The sequence below is a fragment of the Klebsiella sp. FDAARGOS_511 genome (genome assembly GCF_003812845.1).
GTDB lineage: Bacteria > Pseudomonadota > Gammaproteobacteria > Enterobacterales > Enterobacteriaceae > Klebsiella > Klebsiella grimontii.
Window position 1 is genome coordinate 4,031,895 of the sequence record NZ_CP033824.1, and the last position, 23,342, is coordinate 4,055,236.

General features: G+C 57.7%; 20 protein-coding genes and 1 pseudogene. 15 read left to right on the top strand and 6 right to left on the bottom strand.

All coding sequences use genetic code 11. The annotated features are described in order from the left end of the window. Positions 1 to 18 precede the first annotated feature (18 nt). The 4 genes from EGY08_RS20500 (at position 19) to EGY08_RS20515 (ending at position 4,109) form a co-directional block, all read left to right on the top strand. Positions 19 to 1,356 carry a PTS sugar transporter subunit IIC gene (locus EGY08_RS20500; RefSeq protein ID WP_004124622.1) on the top strand — a complete coding sequence of 446 codons (1,338 nt, stop codon included), beginning with the start codon at positions 19 to 21 and terminating at the stop codon, positions 1,354 to 1,356. A 7-nt stretch (positions 1,357 to 1,363) separates the two neighbouring features. Then, entirely contained in the window at positions 1,364 to 2,791 is a 1,428-nt protein-coding gene (locus tag EGY08_RS20505; protein WP_112166514.1) for a glycoside hydrolase family 1 protein, read from the top strand. A gap of 68 nt (positions 2,792 to 2,859) precedes the next feature. Continuing rightward, on the top strand, positions 2,860 to 3,633 hold the full coding sequence (locus EGY08_RS20510) for a GntR family transcriptional regulator (RefSeq protein WP_004105268.1): 774 nt from the start codon (positions 2,860 to 2,862) through the stop codon (positions 3,631 to 3,633). Next, a complete protein-coding gene (locus tag EGY08_RS20515) occupies positions 3,630 to 4,109 on the top strand; it encodes a GNAT family N-acetyltransferase (protein ID WP_004124615.1) in 480 nt (159 codons plus the stop codon). Before EGY08_RS20510 ends, EGY08_RS20515 begins: the two co-directional genes overlap by 4 nt. On the opposite strand, the gene galR is transcribed toward EGY08_RS20515, so the two are convergent. Next, positions 4,070 to 5,086, bottom strand: a complete 1,017-nt coding sequence (galR, locus tag EGY08_RS20520) for an HTH-type transcriptional regulator GalR (RefSeq protein ID WP_004853879.1) — start codon at positions 5,084 to 5,086, stop codon at positions 4,070 to 4,072. The two genes, EGY08_RS20515 and galR, sit on opposite strands and share 40 nt — an antisense overlap. 622 nt (positions 5,087 to 5,708) lie before the next feature. On the opposite strand from galR, the gene aas reads away from it, so the two are divergent. Further along, positions 5,709 to 7,868: a bifunctional acyl-ACP--phospholipid O-acyltransferase/long-chain-fatty-acid--ACP ligase gene (gene aas, locus EGY08_RS20535; RefSeq protein ID WP_049114675.1), complete on the top strand. Its 2,160-nt coding sequence runs from the start codon at positions 5,709 to 5,711 to the stop codon at positions 7,866 to 7,868. Further along, on the top strand, positions 7,861 to 9,054 hold the full coding sequence (gene lplT / locus EGY08_RS20540) for a lysophospholipid transporter LplT (RefSeq protein WP_004124605.1): 1,194 nt from the start codon (positions 7,861 to 7,863) through the stop codon (positions 9,052 to 9,054). Before aas ends, lplT begins: the two co-directional genes overlap by 8 nt. Before the next feature lie 134 nt (positions 9,055 to 9,188). Here the strand turns inward: lplT and EGY08_RS20545 are convergent, their stop codons facing one another. The 5 genes and pseudogenes from EGY08_RS20545 to EGY08_RS31340 form a co-directional block, all read right to left on the bottom strand. Then, positions 9,189 to 10,229 (bottom strand): NADP(H)-dependent aldo-keto reductase, encoded by a 1,041-nt coding sequence (locus EGY08_RS20545; protein ID WP_004124602.1) that lies wholly within the window; start codon positions 10,227 to 10,229, stop codon positions 9,189 to 9,191. 235 nt (positions 10,230 to 10,464) lie between these two features. Beyond that, positions 10,465 to 10,683, bottom strand: coding sequence for a YgdI/YgdR family lipoprotein (locus EGY08_RS20550; RefSeq protein ID WP_004105255.1), 219 nt, complete (start codon positions 10,681 to 10,683; stop codon positions 10,465 to 10,467). A 124-nt stretch (positions 10,684 to 10,807) separates the two neighbouring features. After that, entirely contained in the window at positions 10,808 to 11,521 is a 714-nt protein-coding gene (locus tag EGY08_RS20555) for a TerC family protein (protein WP_004132983.1), read from the bottom strand. Positions 11,522 to 11,606: 85 nt separating this feature from the next. Beyond that, positions 11,607 to 12,299 carry a DNA mismatch repair endonuclease MutH gene (gene mutH / locus EGY08_RS20560; protein WP_004124598.1) on the bottom strand — a complete coding sequence of 231 codons (693 nt, stop codon included), beginning with the start codon at positions 12,297 to 12,299 and terminating at the stop codon, positions 11,607 to 11,609. A gap of 88 nt (positions 12,300 to 12,387) precedes the next feature. Next, positions 12,388 to 12,528 (bottom strand): annotated as a pseudogene (locus EGY08_RS31340) (hypothetical protein); the annotation flags it as partial. A 453-nt stretch (positions 12,529 to 12,981) separates the two neighbouring features. Here EGY08_RS31340 and rppH point away from each other — a divergent pair. The 9 genes from rppH to recC all read left to right on the top strand — a co-directional run bounded on the left by rppH (position 12,982) and on the right by recC (position 23,089). Then, positions 12,982 to 13,512, top strand: coding sequence for an RNA pyrophosphohydrolase (gene rppH, locus EGY08_RS20575; RefSeq protein WP_004124593.1), 531 nt, complete (start codon positions 12,982 to 12,984; stop codon positions 13,510 to 13,512). A 12-nt stretch (positions 13,513 to 13,524) separates the two neighbouring features. After that, on the top strand, positions 13,525 to 15,771 hold the full coding sequence (ptsP, locus tag EGY08_RS20580; RefSeq protein WP_004124590.1) for a phosphoenolpyruvate--protein phosphotransferase: 2,247 nt from the start codon (positions 13,525 to 13,527) through the stop codon (positions 15,769 to 15,771). Positions 15,772 to 16,066: 295 nt separating this feature from the next. After that, a complete protein-coding gene (lgt, locus tag EGY08_RS20585) occupies positions 16,067 to 16,942 on the top strand; it encodes a prolipoprotein diacylglyceryl transferase (RefSeq protein WP_004124587.1) in 876 nt (291 codons plus the stop codon). Positions 16,943 to 16,948: 6 nt separating this feature from the next. After that, complete coding sequence (gene thyA, locus EGY08_RS20590) at positions 16,949 to 17,743, top strand: thymidylate synthase (RefSeq protein ID WP_004124584.1); 795 nt, start codon at positions 16,949 to 16,951, stop codon at positions 17,741 to 17,743. 219 nt (positions 17,744 to 17,962) lie between these two features. Further along, positions 17,963 to 18,430 (top strand): prepilin peptidase-dependent protein, encoded by a 468-nt coding sequence (locus EGY08_RS20595; RefSeq protein ID WP_123828854.1) that lies wholly within the window; start codon positions 17,963 to 17,965, stop codon positions 18,428 to 18,430. Further along, entirely contained in the window at positions 18,421 to 18,984 is a 564-nt protein-coding gene (locus EGY08_RS20600; protein WP_087829939.1) for a prepilin peptidase-dependent protein, read from the top strand. The genes EGY08_RS20595 and EGY08_RS20600 overlap by 10 nt, the downstream gene beginning before the upstream one ends. After that, positions 18,981 to 19,394, top strand: a complete 414-nt coding sequence (locus tag EGY08_RS20605) for a DUF2509 family protein (RefSeq protein WP_123828855.1) — start codon at positions 18,981 to 18,983, stop codon at positions 19,392 to 19,394. Before EGY08_RS20600 ends, EGY08_RS20605 begins: the two co-directional genes overlap by 4 nt. Further along, the gene (locus tag EGY08_RS20610) at positions 19,379 to 19,702 is read left to right on the top strand and encodes a prepilin-type N-terminal cleavage/methylation domain-containing protein (protein ID WP_004124577.1); all 324 of its coding nucleotides are present in this window, start codon (positions 19,379 to 19,381) and stop codon (positions 19,700 to 19,702) included. Before EGY08_RS20605 ends, EGY08_RS20610 begins: the two co-directional genes overlap by 16 nt. A 12-nt stretch (positions 19,703 to 19,714) precedes the next feature. After that, positions 19,715 to 23,089 carry an exodeoxyribonuclease V subunit gamma gene (gene recC, locus EGY08_RS20615; protein WP_123828856.1) on the top strand — a complete coding sequence of 1,125 codons (3,375 nt, stop codon included), beginning with the start codon at positions 19,715 to 19,717 and terminating at the stop codon, positions 23,087 to 23,089. Positions 23,090 to 23,342 lie beyond the last annotated feature (253 nt).

Here is a 23,342-nt window from a genome sequence, read left to right on the forward strand (position 1 = left end):
AAACCTGAGGTATCCTCTATGGCATTGCAGGACAAACTGATCGACTCACTGGGGAGTTTCGCCACGAAATTCAACAGCTACCGCTACATCATGGCGATAAAATCCGCTTTTATTACCCTGATGCCGGTGATCATCGTTGGCGCCTTTTCGGTGCTGATTTCCAATATGGTACTGGATCCGAAAAACGGACTCGCCAGCTTTCAGTCGCTCTCATTTCTGGCGGCGCTCAAACCGATTACCAGCGCCATCAATTATGCGACCCTTAACTTTCTCAATATTGGCGCGGTCTTTCTTATCGGCATCGAATTGGGGCGGATTAACGGCATCAAGAGCCTGTTCCCCGGTCTGCTGGCGGTGATCTGCTTTATCTGCGTCACGCCGACCACCGTCGAGATGATGGTCGACGGCCAAATGCATGAAGTGAAAGATGTGCTGCTGCGCCAGTTTTCCGATACCCGCAGCCTGTTCCTCGGCATGTTTATCGCCATTCTGTCGGTGGAGATCTACTGCTGGCTGGAGGGTCGCAAGGGGCTGAAGATCAAGATGCCGGATACCGTGCCGCCCAACGTCTCGGCGTCATTTTCCGCGCTGATCCCGGCCATTATCACCACCACGGCGATCGCCACCTTTGGCTTTATTTTTCATCAGGCCACCGGCATGTACCTGTATGACGCGGTCTATCAGGTGGTGCAGCAGCCGCTGGAACGCGTGGTGCAAAGCCTGCCGGGGATCCTGCTGCTGATGTTTGTCGCGCAGCTGTTCTGGGTTATCGGTATCCACGGCAACCAGATGATCAAACCGATCCGCGAACCGCTGCTGCTGGGAGCGATCACCGTCAATATGAGCGCCTTTGAGCAGGGCAAAGAGGTGCCGAATATCATCACCATGCCTTTCTGGGATGTTTATATGAGCATCGGCGGATCGGGGCTGACGATTGGCCTGCTGATCGCGGTGATGATCGCCACCAAACGCAAAGAGATGAAAGAGATCGCTAAGCTGTCGATTGGGCCGGGCCTGTTCAACATCAACGAACCGGTGATTTTCGGCATGCCGATCATGCTCAACCCGATCCTCGCGATCCCCTTTATCATCACGCCGCTGGTGACCGGCAGCATCGGCTACTTCGCGACCGCCGCCGGTTTTGCCGGTAAAGCGGTAGTGATGGTGCCGTGGACCACGCCGCCGCTGATCAACGCCTGGCTCTCCACTGCAGGTTCGATGGGCGCGGTGGTGACCCAGCTTATCTGTATCCTGACCGCGGTGCTGATCTATCTGCCGTTCGTCAAAATTGCCTCCCGTCGCGCGGAAAACGCACAGCGCCAGGCGGAAAATACCCCCACCAGCCAACAGATATGAGGACACGATGACGACGGTAAGGATGGCGATCCCCCACGACTTTATCCTCGGCGCCGCCGCTTCGGCGTGGCAAACCGAGGGCTGGAGCGGCAAAAAAGAGGGCCAGGACTCCTGGCCGGATCTGTGGTACAAAAACGACCGCCACGTCTGGCATAACGGCTACGGCCCGGCGGTGGCGACCGATTTTATCAACCGCTTTCGCGAAGACGTGCAGTTGATGAAGCTGGCGGGGCTGACCCACTACCGCACGTCGATTAACTGGTCGCGCTTTCTCACCGACTATGAAAACGTCACGGTCGATGAAGACTATGCGGCGTACTACGACCAGCTCTTCGATGAACTGCTGGCCAACGGCATCGAGCCGATGATCTGCCTTGAGCATTATGAACTTCCCGGCCATTTGCTGGAGCAGTACGGCGGCTGGGCGTCGAAAAAGGTGGTTGAGCTGTTTGTGCAGTACGCGGAGAAAGTGTTCGCCCGTTATCACCACAAAGTGACGCGCTGGTTTACCTTCAATGAACCGATCGTGGTGCAGACCCGCGTTTATCTGGATGCGCTGCGCTGGCCTTACGAGCAGAACACCGGCACCTGGATGCAGTGGAATCACCACAAGGTGCTGGCGACGGCAAAAGTGGTCCGGCTGTATCGCGAGAAAGGCTATTGCGGCACGGTCGGCTGCATTCTTAACCCTGAGGTCACCTACCCGCGTTCAAACGCGCCGCACGACGTGCGCGCCGCCGAACGCTACGATCTGTTTTATAACCGGGTTTTCCTCGATCCGCTGGTCCACGGCATCTACCCGCCCGAGCTGTTGACCCTGCTCGAACAGCACCACGTCTCCTGGGATTATGACGCTGAAGAGCTGGCGCTTATCCGCGAAAATACCGTTGATGAGCTGGGAATTAACCTTTACTACCCGCATCGCGTCAAAGCTCCCTCGCGCGCCTGGCATCCGCAGACGCCGTTCCACCCGGCTTACTATTATGAGCCCTTTGAGCTACCGGGGCGGCGGATGAATAGCTCTCGCGGTTGGGAAATTTATCCGCAAATCATTTTTGATATGGCGATGCGGATCAAGCAGGACTATCGCAATATTCCGTGGTTTGTGGCGGAAAGCGGCATGGGCGTGGAAAACGAAGGGCAGTTTCGCAATCGCGAAGGCGCTATCGCCGACGACTACCGGATCCGTTTTATCAGCGAGCATCTGTGGCAAACGCTGCGCGCGAGGGAAGCGGGGGCCAACTGTCACGGCTACATGCTGTGGGCCTTTACCGACAACGTTTCGCCGATGAACGCGTTTAAAAATCGCTACGGGCTGATTGAAATCGATTTACAAAATAATCGTGCCCGGCGGCCCAAGGCTTCCGCCAGCTGGTTCCGTAAGCTAGGCGAGAGTCGCGAATTGACGCTGGATATTGACGATGAGTGGCGCTAGGCGGGCGGAAATTTTGCTAAGATAGCGGCCGATATTGACTCGCAGGTTCATAACGCACAGGTGATATTGTGGAGAAGGCTATCATTCCGCCGGAAAAGAAACCCTACCAGGAAATAGGTGATGATTTACGCGCACAGATTGCGCAGGGGCGCTACCCCATCGGGTCGCGCCTGCCGCCGGAACGCAATATCGCCGAGACCTACGGCGTGAGCCGGACCATAGTGCGCGAAGCGCTGCTGATGCTGGAGCTGCAGGGGACGGTCGATATTCGCCAGGGCTCCGGGGTGTACGTCATGCGCATCCCGCACGAGGACGATAGTGAGGAAGAGCAGATGCTGAGCAGCGACGTCGGGCCGTTCGAAATCCTGCAGGCCCGCCAGCTGCTGGAGAGCAATATCGCCGCCTTTGCCGCCAAAATGGCGACCCGCGCCGATATCGATAACCTGAAGCGTATTATCGAGCAGGAGCAGCGGGCTATTGCCGCCAACGATACCAGCCAGGATAACGCCCGGCTGTTTCACCTGGTGCTGGCCGGGGCGACGCAAAATCAGATGCTGCTGGCGACGGTCGAGCGCATCTGGCTGCAGATGGACAGCAGCCCGCTGTGGCAGCAGTTCAACGTGCATATCGCCAGCCGGGCGTACCGGCTGAAGTGGCTCGGCGACCGGCAAACGCTCCTCGCCGCCCTGCGCCGACGCGATGTGATGGGGGCCTGGCAGGCAATGTGGCAGCATCTTGAAAACGTCAAAAACAGCCTGCTGGAGCTCTCCGATGAAGACGCGCCGGACTTTGACGGCTATCTGTTTGAATCGGTGCCCATTTTTCAGGGGAAGCTGGTGTGATCATTCAGCCCCTGCACGCCGCGCCGCAGCACGCTTCACGGGTGACGGAATGGCTATGGCAGGCTTTTGGCGGTGAAACGCTGCCGCAGGCGTTCTTCGCCAGCATTGTCGGGCATAGCCAGACGCCGGGGGCGCTGCCGATGACCTTTATTGCCGCTGAAGGGGAGACGCTGCTGGGCACCGTCGGCCTGTGGCGCTGCGATTTAATCAGCCGTCAGGACCTTTATCCGTGGATGGCGGCGCTCTACGTGGCTCCTGAGTCGCGCGGGCGCGGGCTGGCGGGGAAACTACAGCAGCACGTGATTGGCTATGCCCGAACGCAGGGCTATAGCGAGCTGTTTCTCTACTCCGCCTGCCGCGATTTTTATGAACGTTTCGGCTGGCAGTATATCGGCGAAGGCCTGGATTATCCGGCCGCCGCCGTCAGTTTATACCGCTACGATTTATCGCTATCGAGAGGCGCAATCACCGAGTGACGGCGGACCAGCGTGGGGCTGAAAAGGTGGGTAATCTCCGGCGGCGGGCGATGTTCCGCCAGCGCTAACGCCAGCTCCGCGGCCTGCGTCGCCATGGTGACAATCGGATAGCGTACGGTGGTCAAACGCGGGCGCACGTAGCGCGAAATCAGCACGTCATCAAAGCCAATCAGCGAAATCTCGCGCGGCACATCAATCCCGTTATCGTTTAATACGCCCATAGCACCGGCGGCCATTGAGTCGTTATAGCAGGCTACGGCGCTGAAGTTCCTGCCGCGACCCAACAGCTCGGTTATGGCCTGTTCTCCACCGCTCTCATCGGGTTCGGCAAAAGTCACCAGGCGATCGTTGCACGGCAGATCGCTCTCTTTTAACGCCGCGTAGTAGCCCTGCAGGCGGTCTTCGGCATCGGAAATAGCGTGGTTTGAGCAGAGATAGCCGATGCGGGTGTGGCCCTGCTGGATCAGGTGGCGGGTCGCGAGCCATGCGCCGTAGCGGTCATCCAGCGCAACGCAGCGCTGCTCGAAGCCGGGGAGGATGCGGTTAATCAGCACCATGCCGGGAATTTGCTTCATCAGCGAGGCCAGTTCGTCATCGGGGATCATTTTGGCGTGGACCACCAGCGCGGCGCAGCGGTGGCGAATCAGTTGTTCAATCGCCTGGCGCTCTTTATGGAGATTGTGATAGCCGTTACCGATCAGCAAAAAATTGCCGGTATTGTAGGCGACCTGCTCGACGGCTTTCACCATCGCGCCGAAGAAGGGGTCGGAGACATCGCCCACCACCAGGCCGACGGTTTCCGTTGACTGCTGCGCCAGCGCGCGGGCGTTGGCGTTGGGGTGATAATTTAGCGTTTCCATCGCGGCGCCTACCGACTGGCGCGACGCTTCGCTGGCTTTCGGGGAATTGTTGATAACGCGGGAGACGGTAGCGACGGAAACTCCTGCGAGCCGGGCTACATCCTTAATAGTCGCCATACCAGGCCTTTTTTAGGGTAAGCGTTTACATAACGTTTATGTTACGGGAAAGCGCGGCAGATTCAAGGGTTGCTACTTTTGGGTTCATGCAATTGTGACGCAGATTAGCGTTGCTGGTGAAATAGTTACCCACAGGCGAGCGGAGAATGATTCCGGAAAACGACAATTCACACCTTTGCTTACACTTTGCGATTGGCTGTTGCGAATGTTCGCTGGTTTACCCATTCATTGCATTGATATTCTGGCTATCCCAGAGGTATTGATAGGTGGAGTCAACTTCAGGTTGACCACTTAATTACACCAGCCTGCGCAGATGCGCAGGTTTTTTTTTGCCCGCCGTTGGCCATTGTTACAGTTCGCGAAAAAAGTAATAACTGGTTGCACTTAGGCTCATTCCTTTGCGTTTTATGGCTGGCGGCGGCGGCGGGAAAAACGAGACAATCAGGATCCCAGAGGTATTGATTGGTGAGTTTTTTAAGTACGCTTTTCGTACTGATTATCTTGCACCGACCTGCGCGGATGCGCAGGTTTTTTTTGTCCTGAATTCCGCTCCTCCTGGTGCATTTTCCGCCCCTTCTCATGTAACCTGCTTTGACTGATTAACCGGTCAAACGGAGTTGTTATGCTTTTGGGATTTTTTAGACTGCTTTTCAAAGGATTGTACCGGGTCAAGTTAACCGGTGACCCGCAGGCGTTGTATCAGCAAAAGGTGCTGATTACGCCAAACCATGTCTCATTTATTGACGGCGTACTGCTGGCGCTTTTCCTGCCGGTACGCCCGGTGTTTGCGGTCTATTCCTCAATCAGCGATCGCTGGTTTATGCGCGCGCTAAAACCGATTATTGATTTTGTGCCGCTGGACCCGACCAAACCGATGTCGATAAAACATCTGGTCCGCCTGATTGAGCAGGGGCGCCCGGTGGTGATTTTCCCGGAAGGGCGGATCACGGTGAGCGGCTCGCTGATGAAAATTTACGACGGCGCCGCCTTTGTGGCGGCGAAGTCGCAGGCGACCATCGTGCCGCTGAGAATCGAAGGCGCTGAATTAACCCCCTTTAGCCGCCTGAAAGGGCTGGTCAAACGTCGTCTGTTCCCGCGCATTCAGCTGCACCTGCTGCCGCCGACGCATCTGCCGATGCCCGATGCGCCTCGCGCCCGCGAGCGGCGTAAAATTGCCGGTGAAATGCTGCATCAGATCATGATGGAAGCGCGGATGGCGGTGCGCCCGCGCGAAACGCTGTATGAGTCGCTGCTGGCGGCCCAGTACCGCTTCGGCGCGCGCAAAAACTGCGTGGAAGATATCAATTTTCAGCCGGACACCTACCGTAAGCTGCTGACCAAAACCCTCTTCGTGGCGCGCATTCTGGAAAAATACAGCGCCCAGGGCGAAAAAATCGGCCTGATGCTGCCGAACGCCGGAATAAGCGCGGCGGTGATTTTCGGCGCGATCGCCCGCGGCCGGGTCCCGGCGATGATGAACTATACCGCCGGAGTCAAAGGCCTGAGCAGCGCCATTACTGCCGCGGAAATCAAAACCGTGTTCACCTCACGCACCTTCCTCGAAAAAGGCAAACTCTGGCACCTGCCGGAGCAGTTGACTCAGGTGCGCTGGGTGTTCCTCGAAGATTTAAAAGGCGACGTCACCGCCGGCGATAAGCTGTGGATTTTTGCTCACCTGATGATGCCGAAGCTGGCTCAGGTTAAGCAGCAGCCGGAAGACGCGGCGATGATCCTCTTTACCTCCGGCTCGGAAGGCAACCCGAAAGGGGTGGTGCATAGCCATAAAAGCCTGCTGGCCAACGTCGAACAAATTAAAACCATTGCCGACTTTACCGCGAACGATCGCTTTATGTCGGCGCTGCCTCTGTTTCACTCCTTTGGCCTGACGGTCGGCCTGCTGACTCCGCTGTTTACCGGCGCGGAAGTGTTCCTCTATCCCAGCCCTCTGCATTATCGCGTGGTGCCGGAGCTGGTGTACGACCGCAACTGTACCGTGCTGTTCGGCACCTCCACCTTCCTTGGCAACTACGCCCGCTTCGCGAATCCGTATGATTTTTACCGCCTGCGCTACGTTGTCGCCGGGGCGGAGAAGCTGCAGGAGAGCACGAAGCAGATCTGGCAGGACAAGTTTGGCCTGCGCATTCTTGAAGGCTACGGCGTCACCGAATGCGCGCCGGTAGTCTCGATCAACGTGCCGATGGCGGCGAAAGTGGGCACCGTTGGCCGCATTCTGCCGGGGATGGACGCGCGTCTGCTGGCGATGCCGGGAATTGAAGAGGGGGGCCGTTTGCAGCTTAAAGGGCCAAACATTATGAACGGCTATCTGCGGGTGGAAAATCCTGGGGTACTGGAAGCGCCAGCGGCGGAAAATCAGCATGGCGTCATCGAGGCTGGCTGGTACGACACCGGGGATATCGTCAGCTTTGACGAGCAGGGCTACGTGCGGATTCAGGGCCGCGCGAAGCGCTTTGCCAAAATCGCCGGTGAGATGGTGTCGCTGGAGATGGTCGAACAGGTGGCGCTGGCGGTTTCGCCGGACAAAATGCACGCTACGGCGATTAAACAGGACGCCAGCAAAGGCGAGGCGCTGGTGCTGTTTACTACCGATAATGAACTGAATCGTGAAAAACTGCTGCGCTATGCCCGTGAACACGGCGTACCGGAGCTGGCGGTACCGCGCGACATTCGCTGGCTGAAGCAACTCCCGGTACTGGGCAGCGGCAAGCCGGACTTTGTCACCCTTAAAGGCATGGTTGAACAGGCGGAAGATTCGGATGAGTGAGTCAGTACACACTAACACGTCGCTGTATTCGAAAGGGATGATGGCGGTTATCTGCGCCCAGTTTCTTTCGGCGTTTGGCGATAACGCGCTGTTGTTCGCCACCCTGGCGCTGATGAAGCAGCTGTTCTATCCGGAGTGGAGCCAACCGGTATTACAGATGTTGTTTGTGGGCGCTTACATTCTCTTTGCGCCGTTTGTCGGACAGTTTGCCGATAGCTTTGCCAAAGGGCGGGTGATGATGGTGGCGAACGGCCTGAAGCTGGTTGGCGCAGGCTGTATCTGCTTCGGCGTGAATCCGTTTATTGGCTATACGCTGGTGGGCATCGGCGCCGCCGCCTATTCTCCGGCTAAATACGGCATCCTCGGCGAGCTGACCACCGGCGATAAGTTAGTGAAAGCGAATGGCCTGATGGAGTCATCGACCATTGCGGCAATCCTGCTCGGCTCGATGGCGGGCGGTATTCTCGCCGACTGGCACGTTGTGGCGGCGCTCAGCGTCTGCGCGGTGGTGTATGCCGGGGCGGTCGTTGCCAACCTGTGGATCCCGAAGCTGCCGGCGGCTCGCCCCGGACAGTCGTGGCGCTTCAGGCCGATGACCCACAGCTTCTTCAGCGCCTGTACGACGCTATGGCGCAACGGTGAGACCCGCTTTTCGTTAGTCGGCACCAGCCTGTTCTGGGGGGCGGGCGTGACGCTTCGCTTCCTGCTGGTGCTGTGGGTCCCGGTGGCGCTGGGCATTACCAGCAACGCCATGCCAACCTACCTTAACGCGATGGTGGCGGTGGGGATCGTACTGGGGGCCGGCGCGGCGGCGAAGCTGGTGACGCTGGAAACGGTGTCGCGCTGTATGCCTGCCGGGATATTGATTGGCGTGGCGGTTATCTTTTTCGCCATCCAACAGGCGCTGCTGCCGGCGTTTGCTCTGCTGCTGCTGCTCGGGGCGTTCGGGGGCTTCTTTATCGTGCCGCTGAACGCGCTGCTTCAGGAGCGCGGCAAACATACGGTTGGCGCGGGTAACGCTATCGCGGTGCAGAACCTCGGCGAAAACGTGGCGATGCTGCTGATGCTGGGCCTCTATTCGCTTGCGGTGAGCATCGGTATTCCTGTCGTGGGCGTAGGGATTGGCTTTGGCGTGGTGTTCGCGCTGGCGATTACTGCCCTGTGGATTTGGGGACGACGCAGATAGTCTCTCTGGTGGCGCTTCGCTGACCGTATACGTATTTTCCCGGAGGCGGCGCGTCGCGCCTGTCCGGGCTACAAACCGCACGAACTTGTAGCCCGGACAGATGCGTAGCATCGCCTCCGGGAGCTTTTACGGCCTTACGGTGCCGGGTAGGTATAAACCTGATGCACCGCTTCAATCTCGGCTAAAACCTCTGCGCTTAGCTCCAGATGGAGGCTTTCGACGTTGGTCTTAAGCTGCTCCATGGTCGTCGCGCCAAGCAGGGTGCTGGCGACAAAAGGCTGACGACGCACGAAGGCCAGCGCCATCTGCGCCGGATCAAGGTTGTGCCGCCTGGCGATATCGACATAGGCCGCTACCGCTTTTTGCGTTTGCTCGCCGCTGTAGCGTGTAAAACGGCTGAACAGCGTGTTGCGCGCGCCAGCCGGTTTCGCGCCGTTGAGGTATTTCCCGGTCAGCGTACCGAACGCCAGGCAGGAATAGGCCAGCAGCTCCACGCCCTCATACTGACTGACTTCCGCCAGGCCCACTTCATAGCTGCGGTTCACCAGGCTGTACGGGTTCTGAATCGTCACGATGCGCGGCAGATCGTGCTTATCCGCCAGGTGGAGATAGCGCATTACGCCAAACGCCGTTTCGTTGGAGACGCCAATATAGCGAATCTTACCAGCGCGCTGGAATTCGGCCAGCGCGTCCAGCGTATCCAGCAGGGTGACGACCGGCGCGGAATCGGCCCAGGTGTAGCCCAGCTTGCCGAAACAGTTGGTCGGGCGCTGAGGCCAGTGTACCTGATAGAGGTCGAGATAATCGGTCTGCAGACGCTTCAGGCTATCGTGCAGCGCATCGCGGATGTTTTTGCGATCCAGCTTGTGGTCAGGACGAATGCTGCTGTCGTTATTGCGGGCAGGGCCGCTGACTTTAGAGGCGACAACCAGCTTTTCGCGATTGCCGCGCTTCGCCAGCCAGTTGCCGACGTAGGTTTCCGTCAGGCCCTGGGTTTCCGGGCGCGGCGGGACGGGATACATTTCCGCGACATCAATCAGGTTAATGCCCTGACTCACCGCGTAATCGAGCTGTTCGTGCGCGTCTGCCTCGCTATTCTGCTCACCAAACGTCATTGTGCCCAGCCCCAGCGTGCTGATCTCAAGAGAACTGTGTGGGATACGGTGATACTGCATAGCCGGCTTCCTTTTTTATCAACAAGGTCAGGCATTACCCGACAAAGGAATATAAAAATGGCAGAGGGGGAGAAAAAGGGGAAGTAAAAAATCAAAAAAGCCGGGTTGACGCGCTCCGGCCCGCTTAATGCTGGCGGGCAGATCCGGTTTGTCCCGACTCTTTTCTTAAATCTGAAGAATAATGAAAGCTGCTCAACCCGGCGATAAATGAGACATCGCTGCCCGGCGGCGGGTCTTAACGTTTAATAATCTGCGAAACGTCGTCACGATTGATCTGCATTTTATTACCCTGCTGATCTTCGTAGCTGATAAGGCCGGTATCGTCATCTATGGCGGGCTTACCGTCGGTCAGAATCATGCGACCATCTTTGGTTGCCATGACGTAATCGCTGCTGCAACCGGAAACCGAGAACGCCAGTCCTACGGCGGAAATCAATACTGCCCATTTTTTCATCGTTATCACCCCTATTATAGCCGCACCTCGTACCAGTATATTAATAGCCTGATTTATGAGACATAAAAAGCAGTTAAGTCTTAAAAAAGGATTGCAGCCCGTTTCAGGGCTGCATTTTAGCGGGCTACAGCGGATTTTTTTTATTGCGCAGCAGGTTGAGGCTTTCAACTGCAATCGAAAAGAACATCGCGAAGTAGATGTAGCCTTTCGGCACGTGCACGTCGAAACTTTCGAGCATCAGCGTGAAGCCGACGAGGATCAAAAACGACAGCGCCAGCATTTTCACCGAAGGATGGCGGTCAACAAAATCGCCTATCGGACGAGCGGCGACCATCATTACCAGCACCGCGATGACCACTGCCGCCATCATGATAAACAGATGGTCCGACAGCCCGACGGCGGTGATCACCGAATCGAGACTGAAAATAATATCCAGCAGCATAATCTGCACGATGGCGCCCATAAAGGAATGGACGTTGGTTTTCAGCCCTTCTTCTTCGCCTTCAATGGATTCGTGAATCTCTTTACTCGCCTTCCAGATCAGGAATAGCCCGCCCAGCAGCAGGATCAGATCGCGAAACGAGATCTCCTGGCCTAACACGGTAAAGAGCGGATTGGTGAGCTTGACGACCCACGCGATTGACGCCAGCAGTGCCAGACGCATGATCATCGCACCCATTAGCCCAATGCGGCGAGCGTGAGCCCGTTGCGCCGTGGGCAGCTTAGCGACCACCAGAGAGAGGAAAATAATATTATCGATCCCGAGCACTATCTCCAGCAGCGTCAGCGTACCAAGCGCCAGCCAGGCGTTAGGATCGGTTACCCATGCAAATAACATCGTTCAAAGTCCTGCAAAATAGAAAGATGCGATTATATGCAACCGCTACGGCAGAACAAAAAAATAATCATCCGCAGGCCGTTATTTAGGAGGAGAGAAGGAAGTGGCGGGCCAACAGGGCGGCGGTAAAGTTTTTCTTCAGGTAGAAACCGCGCGGTAAGGTGAGAATCGGCTCGCCGCGGGCGCCGACGGCCTCGGTCAGCGCTTTGCTGTTTGCCGCTTTCGGGCGCAGCTGCAGCACTTCGCCATGGCGGGCGGTAATACGTTCGACCTGGCCGAGCACGATCAGATCCATCAGCTCTTCCCAGTCCATCCGCAGCTGGCGATCTTCTTCTTCGCTGGGGCTCCACAGCAGCGGAGCGCCGACGCGGCGATCGGCCAAAGGGATCGTCCGCTCGCCCTCTACCGGCACCCACAGCACGCGCTTGAGCTTATGGCGCACGTGGCTGCTCTCCCAGGTCACGCCGCTGTTGCCGGTGAGCGGCGCGACGCAGACGAAGGTGGTTTCCAGCGGGCGGCCTGAAGAATCGATGGGGATCGTTTTCAGCTCGACGCCGAGGGCGGCGAAATCCTGCTCCGGCTTACTGCCTGCGCTGGCGCCCAGCCATATCTCCAGCAGAATGCCGATCCAGCCTTTATCGCGTTTTAAATCGCGCGGAATCGGAATCCCGGCAAGCTGGGCCAGTTCACCCAGCGAATAGCCTGCCAGCTGCTGCGCCTGGGCCAGAAGTTGCTCCTGGCTTTGCGGGGGGGATAAGAGCGGCGCGATGGTCGGCATAACGTAAAACCTCTGACTAAAAAGTGAGCAGTAATTTCATCCATTGTGGATAGAGTTTACCTTTTCTTGAGTAAGTATGACAATTTGATGATTCGTATGGCTTTTTTTTCATTTTTTTGTCGCTGTGAAAATGGTGAAACCGGGTTTTCCAGAACTGGTCACCGACAATGAACAGGATCTTACACCCAGTTATCCACAGAAAAATGGGATAACTGGGGAAAAGCGCCACTACTGTTTCCATTTACAGCCTTGACGTGAGAGGAAAATCGAGTTTTTAGACAAAATATGCCCAGCTCACTTGTGTAATCTGTGGATAAAATCAACATTGCTCGATCTTTCATCAGTTCCAGGATCGCTTATGTGATGATCGTCACGTTATACTGTGAATTATGAAATTTAAACATGCTAACATAATGAAAATTAGGTCATTATTATTAATGGTTATGGCTACGCCGTTCGGATGATTCCGGGTTTTCCCGGGTTAATTCCATACTTCTTCACAACTCTATCCACAGAAAAAGTGAATAAAATCGTCCGGGTATGGCTTTCGCTGTTTATAACTCTGGGTATTACTGTGAGTTATTCAAATGTTATTCGAACTCATCGCTCTCACAGAGTGGTTTACCGTTTCCAGCGAGTGTGAAACAATCATTCACATTGAAGCTTATTTTGAGGTAGTCCGGTGATTGATGACGATGGCTACCGCCCAAATGTCGGTATTGTAATCTGTAATCGCCAGGGCCAGGTTATGTGGGCCAGGCGCTATGGTCAGCACTCGTGGCAGTTCCCGCAAGGGGGCATAAATCCAGGAGAATCAGCAGAGCAAGCGATGTATCGGGAATTGTTCGAAGAAGTCGGGTTAAGCCGCAAAGATGTGCGGATCCTCGCTTCAACCCGTAACTGGTTGCGTTACAAATTGCCTAAACGTTTGGTGCGTTGGGACACTAAGCCGGTATGTATCGGCCAGAAACAGAAGTGGTTTCTCCTGCAATTGATCGGCAGCGATGCGGATGTCAATATGCAAACCAGCAGTACACCTGAGTTTGATGGCTGGCGATGGGTAAGCTACTGGTACCCGGTGCGCCAGGTGGTGTCGTTTAAGCGCGACGTATACCGCAGGGTGATGAAAGAGTTCGCCAGCGTCACGATGGCGCTGGCGGAAAGCACGCCTAAGCCGCAAAGCGCGCCTGCATATCGACGTAAAAGAGGTTAAGCCACGCACATTATGCTCACTCGGTTGCGAGAAATAGTCGAGAAGGTCGCGAGTGCGCCGCGTTTAAACGAGGCGCTGGATATCCTGGTCACCGATATCTGCGCCGCGATGGAGACGGAAGTCTGTTCGGTTTATCTGGCTGACAATGACCGACGCTGTTATTACCTGATGGCGACGCGCGGGTTGAAAAAGCCCCGCGGGCGCATCGTTGCGCTTGCTTTTGACGAAGGCCTGGTCGGCCTGGTGGGCCGCCTGGCGGAACCCATTAACCTCGCCGACGCGCAAAAGCACCCCAGCTTTAAATACATTCCTGCAGTAAAAGAGGGCCGTTTTCGCGCCTTCCTCGGCGTGCCGATTATCCAGCGGCGTCAGCTGCTCGGCGTGCTGGTCGTGCAGCAGCGCGAACTGCGCCAGTTTGACGAAAGCGAAGAATCATTCCTGGTCACTCTGGCCACGCAAATCGCCGGCATTCTCTCTCAGTCCCAGCTGAACGCGCTGTTTGGTCAATACCGTCAGACCCGCATCCGCGCGCTGCCCGCCTCGTCAGGCGTGGCGATTGCCGAAGGCTGGATGGACGTCAGCCTGCCGCTGATGGAGCAGGTGTATGAAGCCTCGACGCTCGATACCGCTTCCGAGCGCGAGCGGCTGACCGGCGCGCTGGAAGAGGCGGCGAATGAGTTTCGCCGCTACAGCAAGCGCTACTCTGCCGGCGCGCAGAAAGAGACGGCGGCCATCTTTGACCTCTATTCGCATCTGCTTTCCGACGCGCGCCTGCGCCGTGAACTGTTCGCCGAAGTCGATAAAGGCGCGGTGGCTGAATGGGCGGTGAAGAAGATCATCGAGAAGTTTGCCGAACAGTTTGCCGCGCTCAGCGACGGCTATCTGAAAGAGCGCGCGGGCGATCTGCGCACGCTGGGCCAGCGGCTGCTTTTCCATCTTGATGACAGTATTCAGGGGCCAAACACCTGGCCGGAGCGTATCGTGCTGGTGGCGGATGAACTGTCGGCCACCACCTTAGCGGAGGTTCCTCAGGATCGTTTAGCCGGCGTGGTGGTGCGCGATGGCGCGGCCAACTCCCATGCCGCGATTATGGTGCGCGCGCTGGGCATTCCGACGGTGATGGGCGCGGATATTCAGCCTTCGCTGCTGCACGGGCATACCCTGATTGTTGACGGCTATCGCGGCGAGCTGCTGGTCGACCCGGAGCCGGTGCTGCTGCAAGAGTATCAGCGCCTGATCAGCGAAGAGAACGAGCTTAGCCGCCTGGCTGAGGACGATCTTGAACGCGCTTCCGAACTGAAAAGCGGCGAGCGGGTAAAAGTGATGCTCAACGCGGGCCTCAGCCCCGAGCACGAAGAAAAGCTCGGCAATTTCGTCGACGGTATCGGCCTTTACCGTACCGAAATCCCCTTTATGCTGCAAAGCGGCTTCCCGTCTGAAGAGGAGCAGGTTGCCCAGTATCAGGGCATGCTGCAGATGTTCAACGAGAAATCGGTCACTCTGCGCACGCTGGACATCGGGGCGGATAAACAGCTGCCGTATATGCCGATTAGCGAAGAGAATCCGTGCCTTGGCTGGCGCGGCATTCGGATCACGCTCGATCAGCCGGAGATCTTTCTGGTACAGGTCCGCGCGATGCTGCGGGCCAACGCGGCAACCGGAAACCTCAGCATCCTGCTACCGATGGTCACCAGTCTCGATGAAGTGGATGAGGCTCGTCGCCTGATCGATCGCGCCAGCCGCGAAGTGGAAGAGATGATTGGCTACGCCATTCCCCGCCCGCGTCTTGGCGTGATGCTGGAAGTGCCGTCGATGGTCTTTATGCTGCCGCAGTTGGCGAACCGCGTTGATTTTATCTCCGTTGGCACCAACGACCTGACCCAGTACATTCTGGCGGTGGATCGCAACAATACCCGGGTCGCCAGTATGTACGACAGCCTGCATCCGGGCGTACTGCGGGCGCTGGCGATGATTGCCCGCGACGCCGAGCGTTTTGGTATCGACCTGCGCCTGTGCGGCGAAATGGCGGGCGATCCGATGTGCGTGACGATCCTGATCGGGATGGGCTATCGCCATCTGTCGATGAACGGTCGTTCGGTGGCGAGAGTGAAGTATTTGCTGCGGCGCATCGATATCAATGAAGCCCAGGAGCTTTCCCAGCGTAGCCTGGACGCGCAGATGACCGCCGAAGTGCGCCATCAGGTCGCGGCTTTTATGGAGCGACGCGGACTCGGCGGCCTGATTCGCGGCGGCCGGTAGCGGGGGCTACGGTTCATGAATTTGTAGCCCGTGTAAGGCGTTAGCCGTGACCCGGGTCAACGCTGACGAGATTCGAGCGGCCTGAGGGTTGGGTCGTCCGGACAGGCGCAGCGCGCCGCCTCCGGGAATGCTCAACCGCGAATTCGCATTCGTATACATATCTTTTACATGTCCGGCGCGGATCGCCCTTCGCGCTTATGCTATCATTCGCAGCCTTTGGAGCGCCCGTTTCTGACGCGCGCGAACGATCCCCGCTGTCCACTTTCGGCGGAATAACAAGTGTTTATGGTGACAGATGAATAGTGGCTACCTGCATTTTCCGGAGTTTGATCCGGTAATTTTTTCCATTGGACCGGTCTCCCTTCACTGGTACGGCCTGATGTACCTGGTTGGGTTTATATTTGCGATGTGGTTGGCCACCCGTCGGGCCAATCGTCCGGGCAGCGGTTGGACAAAAAACGAAGTTGAAAACCTGCTGTACGCTGGCTTCCTCGGGGTTTTTCTTGGCGGGCGTCTTGGCTATGTCTTCTTCTACAACCTACCGGTGTTCCTCGACGATCCGCTCTATCTGTTCCGCGTCTGGGACGGCGGTATGTCCTTCCACGGCGGCCTGATCGGCGTGATTCTGGTGATGATCATTTTCGCCAAACGCACGAAGCGTACCTTCTTCCAGGTTTCCGATTTTATTGCGCCGCTGATTCCGTTTGGCCTCGGCGCCGGGCGTCTGGGCAATTTTATCAACGGCGAACTGTGGGGCCGCGTCGATCCGAACTTCCACTACACCATGATTTTCCCCGGCTCTCGGGCGGAAGACCTGGCGCTGCTGCCGTCACATCCTGAGTGGCAATCGCTGTTCGATACCTACGGCGCGCTGCCGCGTCACGCTTCCCAACTCTATGAGTTGGCGCTGGAAGGCGTCGTGCTGTTCCTGATCCTGAACCTGTTTATCCGCAAGCCGCGTCCGGCAGGTTCGGTTTCCGGTCTGTTCCTGATTGGCTATGGTCTGTTCCGCATCATCGTGGAGTTTTTCCGCCAGCCCGATGCGCAGTTCACCGGCGGCTGGGTACAGTACATCAGCATGGGTCAGATTCTTTCGATCCCGATGGTGCTTGCGGGTATCATCATGATGGTCTGGGCGTACCGTTGTCGTCCGCAGCAACAAAATTCTTGAGGAACCATGAAACAGTATCTTGATTTGATGCAGAAAGTGCTCGACGAGGGCACGCAAAAAAATGACCGCACCGGTACCGGCACCGTCTCTATCTTCGGCCACCAGATGCGTTTTAACCTGCAGGAAGGATTCCCGTTGGTGACGACCAAACGCTGTCATTTACGCTCCATCATCCATGAACTGCTGTGGTTCCTGCAGGGTGACACCAACGTGGCGTATCTGCACGAAAACAACGTCACTATCTGGGACGAGTGGGCGGATGAAAACGGCGATCTGGGGCCGGTCTACGGCAAGCAGTGGCGTTCCTGGCCCGCGCCGGACGGCCGTCATATCGACCAGATCAGCACGGTGATGGAACAGCTGAAGAACGACCCGGATTCTCGCCGGATTATCGTCTCGGCATGGAACGTCGGCGAGCTGAACAAAATGGCGCTGGCCCCGTGCCACGCGTTCTTCCAGTTCTACGTCGCCGACGGCAAGCTCTCCTGCCAGCTCTATCAGCGCTCGTGCGACGTATTCCTCGGTCTGCCGTTCAATATCGCCAGCTACGCGCTGCTGGTGCATATGGTGGCGCAGCAGTGCGACCTCGAAGTGGGCGATTTTGTCTGGACCGGCGGTGATACGCACTTGTACAGCAACCACATGGAGCAGACGCACCTGCAGCTGAGCCGCGAACCGCGGGCGCTGCCGAAGCTGGTGATCAAACGTAAGCCGGCATCGATTTTCGACTACCGTTTTGAAGACTTCGAAATCGAAGGCTACGACCCGCATCCGGGGATTAAAGCGCCAGTGGCGATTTAACCCGGAAGTGACGACGAAAAACCGGTGCCTGCGAGCGCCGGTTTTTTTATGCGCCAGCAAGGCTAAACGGCGCAGTAACCCGCTGTCAGAAGACTTTTTTGCGAGCAGGTATCCTGCGTCTCTGCAACCCGTTGCAATACCATAAATACTCTCTGAAGCGCGACGCAAACCCGCATTTTACTGTTCGAATAAAGCCTCAATGCTCCGCATACTTGGGCCATGAACAGAGAACATGGCTACACCCTGATTGAAACCCTGGTCACGATGGTCGTGGTCGTCATTCTTGGCGCCAGCGGGCTGTACGGCTGGCAGAGCTGGCAACGGCAGCAGCGCTTGTGGCAAACCGCCTGTCAGGTCCGCGACTACCTGGTGCTGCTACGCGATGACGCCAACTGGCACAACCGCGATAGAGTGTTAAGCGTCGGCCAGGGCGCGGCGGGTTGGTGCCTGAGCGCCAGCGGGCCGATGGCCGACTGTAGCGTCAGGAACGTTTTCACGCTGCAACCGCTCTGGCCGGAGGTTTCGCTCAGCGCGATGACGCCGGGGCTGGGATTCTATGGCCTGCGTAATACCGCCTGGGCCGGGCATATCCGCCTGCAAAGCGCGGCTGGCGGCTGGAACATAATCGTTTCAAACTGGGGGCGAATCCGCCTCTGTCGCGGCGAGGAGATAGCATCATGCCTGTAACATGCCGCGGTTTTTCGCTACCGGAAACGCTGATCGCGATGGCTATCAGCTCCGTACTGCTGCTCGGCAGCGCGCGTTTTCTCCCGGCGCTGCAGTGGGCTACGCTTCGCCAGACCCGCCAGCAGTCGCTGGAAAATGAGCTCTGGCAGCGAATCTACACCGTAGCGAAGCACCTGCAGCGCGCCGGCTATTGCCGTGGCCTCTGTCGCGGGCAGGCGCTGTATATTGCAGGCGGCGGTGATTGCCTGCTGGTGAGTTGGGATAGCAACGGCGATGGCGTCTGGAATAGCGCGCCGTCATCGGAATCGGATACCACCGGGTTTCGTCTGCGCGATGGCGCGCTGGAAACCCTGCGCGGAGCAAGCGCCTGTAGCGGCAAAGGCTGGGAGAAAATGACCAACCCGGCGGCGATTCAGGTCACCGCGTTTCAGGTTACGCGCCTGGAGAGGGCGGGCTTCTCGCCTGAATTATCGATCGCGCTGGCGGCGCACTCGGTCGCCGACCCGCAAATCCGCGCGCGGGCGGAATACGCCGTAACGGGATATAACCTGTGAATCGCCAGCGCGGGCTCTCTTCGCTACTGATGGTACTACTGTTTTTAGCGCTCGGCAGTTTATTACTCCAGGGGCTGAACCAGCAGCAGCGTTCGCTGTTAGCGCAGACGGCCAGCGAAACACAGGCGCTTCGCGATGCCGCTGGCGCGCATTCTGCGCTGCAGTGGGGGAAGGGGCTCGCCTGGTCTCTCCAGGAAACGGTTAGCTGCCAGCAGAACGCGGCGCTCGGCTGGCGCGCCTGCTTGCGGATCTTTAGCGACGCCTCGGTATTGCTAATTGGCGGCAGCGATGGCGGCGGCATGCTGCTGTGGCAGTCAGGCGCAATCGAACAAAGCCGCATTCGCTTTTCGCCTCACGGCTGGAGCGATTTTTGCCCGTTAAAGGAGGCGAGCCTATGCCAGATGCCCTGAGGCGGCAGAGAGGGTTTAGCCTGCCTGAAACGCTGCTGGCTTTAGTCTTGCTTATCGCAACCGTGACCGCGCTGGCCGGCTATCAGCGAGGGTTGGCCAACGGCTTTATGCAGCTTAACCAGTACCGTCAGCTGTGGCGCGATGCGTGGCGATTCGCTCAGCTTAGCCCACCGGTGATTCCCGCGAACCGCCAGGTATCCCGTGTGCAGACATCGGTGCAAAGATGTGTCAGCATCACGGTAACGATCACCATGCCCGCAGCCAGGCGGGCGCAGATGACCCGGCTGCATTGCCCGGTCAGTCAGTAACCAGGAGCGAATATGTTAAGGGTGTACCACTCAAACCGTCTGGATGTGCTTGAAGCGTTGATGGAGTTTATCGTCGAGCGCCAGCGGCTGGATGACCCTTTTATGCCGGAAATGGTGTTGGTGCAGAGTACCGGGATGGCGCAGTGGCTACAGATGACGCTGGCGCAGCGCTTCGGCATCGCGGCCAACATTGAGTTCCCGCTGCCCGCCAGCTTTATCTGGGATATGTTCGTGCGGGTACTGAAAGATATTCCCGGAGAAAGCGCGTTCAGCAAACAAAGTATGAGCTGGAAACTCATGACCCTGCTACCGCAGCGGCTTGACGATGAATCCTTTACGCTACTGCGCCACTACCTGCACGATGATAGCGACAAGCGTAAGCTGTTCCAACTGGCCGCCAGAGTCGCCGATCTCTATGACCAGTATCTGGTTTATCGCCCCGAGTGGCTGATGCGCTGGGAGGCCGATCGGCGCGTGGACGGCCTGGGCGATGCGCAGGAGTGGCAGGCACCGCTGTGGAAAGCTCTCGTGGAATATACCGCCGAGCTGGGCCAGCCGCTGTGGCATCGCGCCAATTTGTACCAACGCTTTATCAGCGCGCTTGAAGCGGCCGAAGAGCCGCCCGCCGGGCTGCCGTCGCGAGTCTTTATTTGCGGGATTTCGGCGCTGCCGCCGGTATATCTGCAGGCGCTACAGGCGTTGGGTAAGCATGTCGACGTCTATGTCCTTTTCACTAACCCGTGTCGCTACTACTGGGGTGACATTAAAGACCCGGCATTTCTCGCAAAACTGCTGTCCCGCCAGCGCCGTCACCACCGCGAAACGACGCGAGCGCTGCCGCTGTTTCGCGATACGGAACAGGCTCCAGGGCTGTTCAACGACGCCGGGGAGCAGGATGTGGGTAATCCGCTGCTGGCTTCCTGGGGCAAGCTGGGGCGCGACTATATTTATCTGCTGGCGGGTCTTGAGCGCTATGAAGAGCTGGACGCCTTTGTCGATATCGCGCCGGATAACCTGTTGCATAATCTGCAGGCGGATATTCTTGAGCTGCGCAATGCGGCGGTGGCCGGGCGCAGCGCCGAGGAGTTTGCCAACAGCGGCAGCAAGCGGCTGCTGGCCGCGGACGACCGTAGCCTGACGATTCATGTCTGCCACAGCCCGCAGCGCGAGGTTGAGGTGCTGCACGACCGGCTGCTGGCGATGCTGGAAGAGAATCCCGAACTCACCCCGCGCGATATTATCGTCATGGTGGCGGATATCGATAGCTACAGCCCCTATATCCAGGCGGTCTTCGGCAGCGCCAGCGGCGAGCGCTGGCTGCCGTGGGCGATATCCGACCGGCGCGCCCGTGAATCGCATCCGGCGCTGCAGGCGTTTATCACTCTCCTTTCGCTGCCCGACAGCCGCTTCGCCAGCGAAGACGTGCTGGCGCTGCTCGACGTTCCGGTACTGGCCGCGCGCTTTAACATCGACGAAGAGGGGCTGCGCTACCTGCGCCAGTGGGTTAACGAATCCGGCGTACGCTGGGGAATGGATGACGACAACGTGCGCGAGCTCGACCTCCCTGCTACCGGCCAGCATACCTGGCGCTTTGGCCTGACGCGTATGCTATTGGGCTACGCCATGGACAGCAGCGAGGGGGAGTGGCGCTCGGTGCTGCCTTATGATGAGTCGAGCGGTCTTATCGCCGAGCTGGTGGGCAACCTGGCGTCGCTGCTGATGCAGCTCAATCTCTGGCGTCGCGGGCTGGCCCAGGATCGCCCATTAGCCGAGTGGCTGCCGCTATGCCGAGACCTTCTGAACGACTTCTTCCTTCCGGACAGCGAAACGGAGGCCGCCCTGGCGCTGATAGAACAGCAGTGGCAGGCGGTGATTGACGGCGGCGTCGACGCGCAATATGGCGAAACGGTACCGCTGTCGCTACTCCGCGATGAGCTGTCCCAGAGGCTCGATCAGCAGCGTATCAGCCAGCGCTTTCTCGCCGGCCCAGTCAATATTTGTACCCTGATGCCGATGCGTTCGATTCCTTTCAAGGTGGTCTGCCTGCTGGGAATGAACGACGGCGTTTATCCGCGCACCCTGGCGCCGCTGGGCTTTGATTTAATGAGCCAGAAGCCGCAGCGCGGCGACCGTAGCCGTCGCGATGACGACCGCTATCTGTTCCTTGAAGCCCTGATGTCTGCCGAACAGAAGCTGTACATCAGCTATATCGGCCGTTCTATTCAGGATAACAGTGAACGTTATCCCTCCGTTCTGGTTCAGGAGCTGGTGGACTACATCGGCCAGAGCCATTGCCTGGAGGGCGACGAGGAGCTGGACTGCGATGCCAGCGAACGCCGCGTCAAAGAGCACATCACGCATCTACATACCCGCATGCCTTTCGATGCCGCTAATTTTCTGGCCAATGAAGATCAAAGCTATGCCCGGGAATGGCTGGCGGCCGCCAGCCAGCAGGGGGAAGCGCACAGCGCGTTCATCCAGCCGCTGCCGGCGCCGGAAATCGATCGCTTACCTTTCGAACAGCTGCTGCGCTTCTGGCAACACCCCGTTCGCGCCTTCTTTCAGCAGCGGCTGCGGGTGAATTTCCGCTCGGAGGAGAGCGAGATCCCCGACGATGAACCTTTTATCCTCGAAGGGCTGAGCCGCTATCAGCTGAACCAGCAGCTGCTCAACACCCTGATTGAAGAGCAGGACGCCTCGGCGATGTATCGCCGCTTCCGTGCCGCCGGCGAGCTACCCTACGGCGCTTTCGGCGAGCTGGCCTGGGAAACCCAGCGTCTGGAGATGCAAAACCTGGCCGAACGGGTGATTGCCTGCCGCCAGCCGGGGCAAAGCATGGAAATCGATCTGCAATGCAACGGAGTCAACATAACTGGCTGGCTGCAGCAGGTACAATCCGACGGTTTGCTGCGCTGGCGGCCTTCGCTATTAAGCGTGGCCCAAGGGATGCAACTTTGGCTGGAGCATCTTGTCTATTGTGCTAGCGGCGGTAGCGGCGAAAGTCGGCTGTTTGTGCGTAAAGAGGGCCAGTGGCGTTTTCCACCGCTGGCGCAGGAGCAGGCCCAGGGCTACCTTAACGATCTGGTTGACGGTTACCTGCAGGGAATGTCCAAACCGCTGCTGCTGCTGCCGGAAAGCGGCGGCGCATGGCTAAAAGTCTGTTATGACGCCGAAAAGGATGTCATGTTAATGGACGAAGAGACGCAGCAAAAAGCGCGCAGTAAATTTCTACAGGCTTATGAAGGGAACATGGTGGTCAGCGGTGAAGGTACCGACGTCTGGTATCAGCGCCTGTGGCGTACCCTGGAACCAGAATACTATGAAGAGATCCTTACGCATACGCAGCGTTATTTGCTACCGGTGTTTCGTTTCCATCAGTCCGAATAACATTGTAATAGTATAAAAATTGCGCACTGGACGGCAGTTCAATTATGATGCGCAGCGAATCACGGACTGATGTTTTATTAAGAGCTTATCCCATTAGGTTATTTTATTTGCCTGTTTGGGCTTGGGCAGTGCTCACAATCCTCACGTACTATGTGTACGCTCCGGTTGTTCCGCGCTGTCCGCGTCCAAACTGGCTGCAACAATGACACCTACCGGGAAAAGCTCTAAGGCTGCCAATTATGCAGCGCCAGGT

Excerpts from the sequence above, each read along its gene's own strand:
- EGY08_RS20500 (WP_004124622.1), top strand. The coding sequence starts at position 19 with ATGGCATTGCAGGACAAACTGATCGACTCACTGGGGAGTTTCGCCACG.
- EGY08_RS20505 (WP_112166514.1), top strand. The coding sequence starts at position 1,364 with ATGACGACGGTAAGGATGGCGATCCCCCACGACTTTATCCTCGGCGCC.
- galR (WP_004853879.1), bottom strand. The coding sequence starts at position 5,086 with ATGGCGACTATTAAGGATGTAGCCCGGCTCGCAGGAGTTTCCGTCGCT.
- aas (WP_049114675.1), top strand. The coding sequence starts at position 5,709 with ATGCTTTTGGGATTTTTTAGACTGCTTTTCAAAGGATTGTACCGGGTC.
- lplT (WP_004124605.1), top strand. The coding sequence starts at position 7,861 with ATGAGTGAGTCAGTACACACTAACACGTCGCTGTATTCGAAAGGGATG.
- EGY08_RS20545 (WP_004124602.1), bottom strand. The coding sequence starts at position 10,229 with ATGCAGTATCACCGTATCCCACACAGTTCTCTTGAGATCAGCACGCTG.
- EGY08_RS20550 (WP_004105255.1), bottom strand. The coding sequence starts at position 10,683 with ATGAAAAAATGGGCAGTATTGATTTCCGCCGTAGGACTGGCGTTCTCG.
- EGY08_RS20555 (WP_004132983.1), bottom strand. The coding sequence starts at position 11,521 with ATGTTATTTGCATGGGTAACCGATCCTAACGCCTGGCTGGCGCTTGGT.
- mutH (WP_004124598.1), bottom strand. The coding sequence starts at position 12,299 with ATGCCGACCATCGCGCCGCTCTTATCCCCCCCGCAAAGCCAGGAGCAA.
- ptsP (WP_004124590.1), top strand. The coding sequence starts at position 13,525 with ATGCTCACTCGGTTGCGAGAAATAGTCGAGAAGGTCGCGAGTGCGCCG.
- lgt (WP_004124587.1), top strand. The coding sequence starts at position 16,067 with ATGAATAGTGGCTACCTGCATTTTCCGGAGTTTGATCCGGTAATTTTT.
- thyA (WP_004124584.1), top strand. The coding sequence starts at position 16,949 with ATGAAACAGTATCTTGATTTGATGCAGAAAGTGCTCGACGAGGGCACG.
- EGY08_RS20595 (WP_123828854.1), top strand. The coding sequence starts at position 17,963 with ATGAACAGAGAACATGGCTACACCCTGATTGAAACCCTGGTCACGATG.
- EGY08_RS20600 (WP_087829939.1), top strand. The coding sequence starts at position 18,421 with ATGCCTGTAACATGCCGCGGTTTTTCGCTACCGGAAACGCTGATCGCG.
- EGY08_RS20610 (WP_004124577.1), top strand. The coding sequence starts at position 19,379 with ATGCCAGATGCCCTGAGGCGGCAGAGAGGGTTTAGCCTGCCTGAAACG.
- recC (WP_123828856.1), top strand. The coding sequence starts at position 19,715 with ATGTTAAGGGTGTACCACTCAAACCGTCTGGATGTGCTTGAAGCGTTG.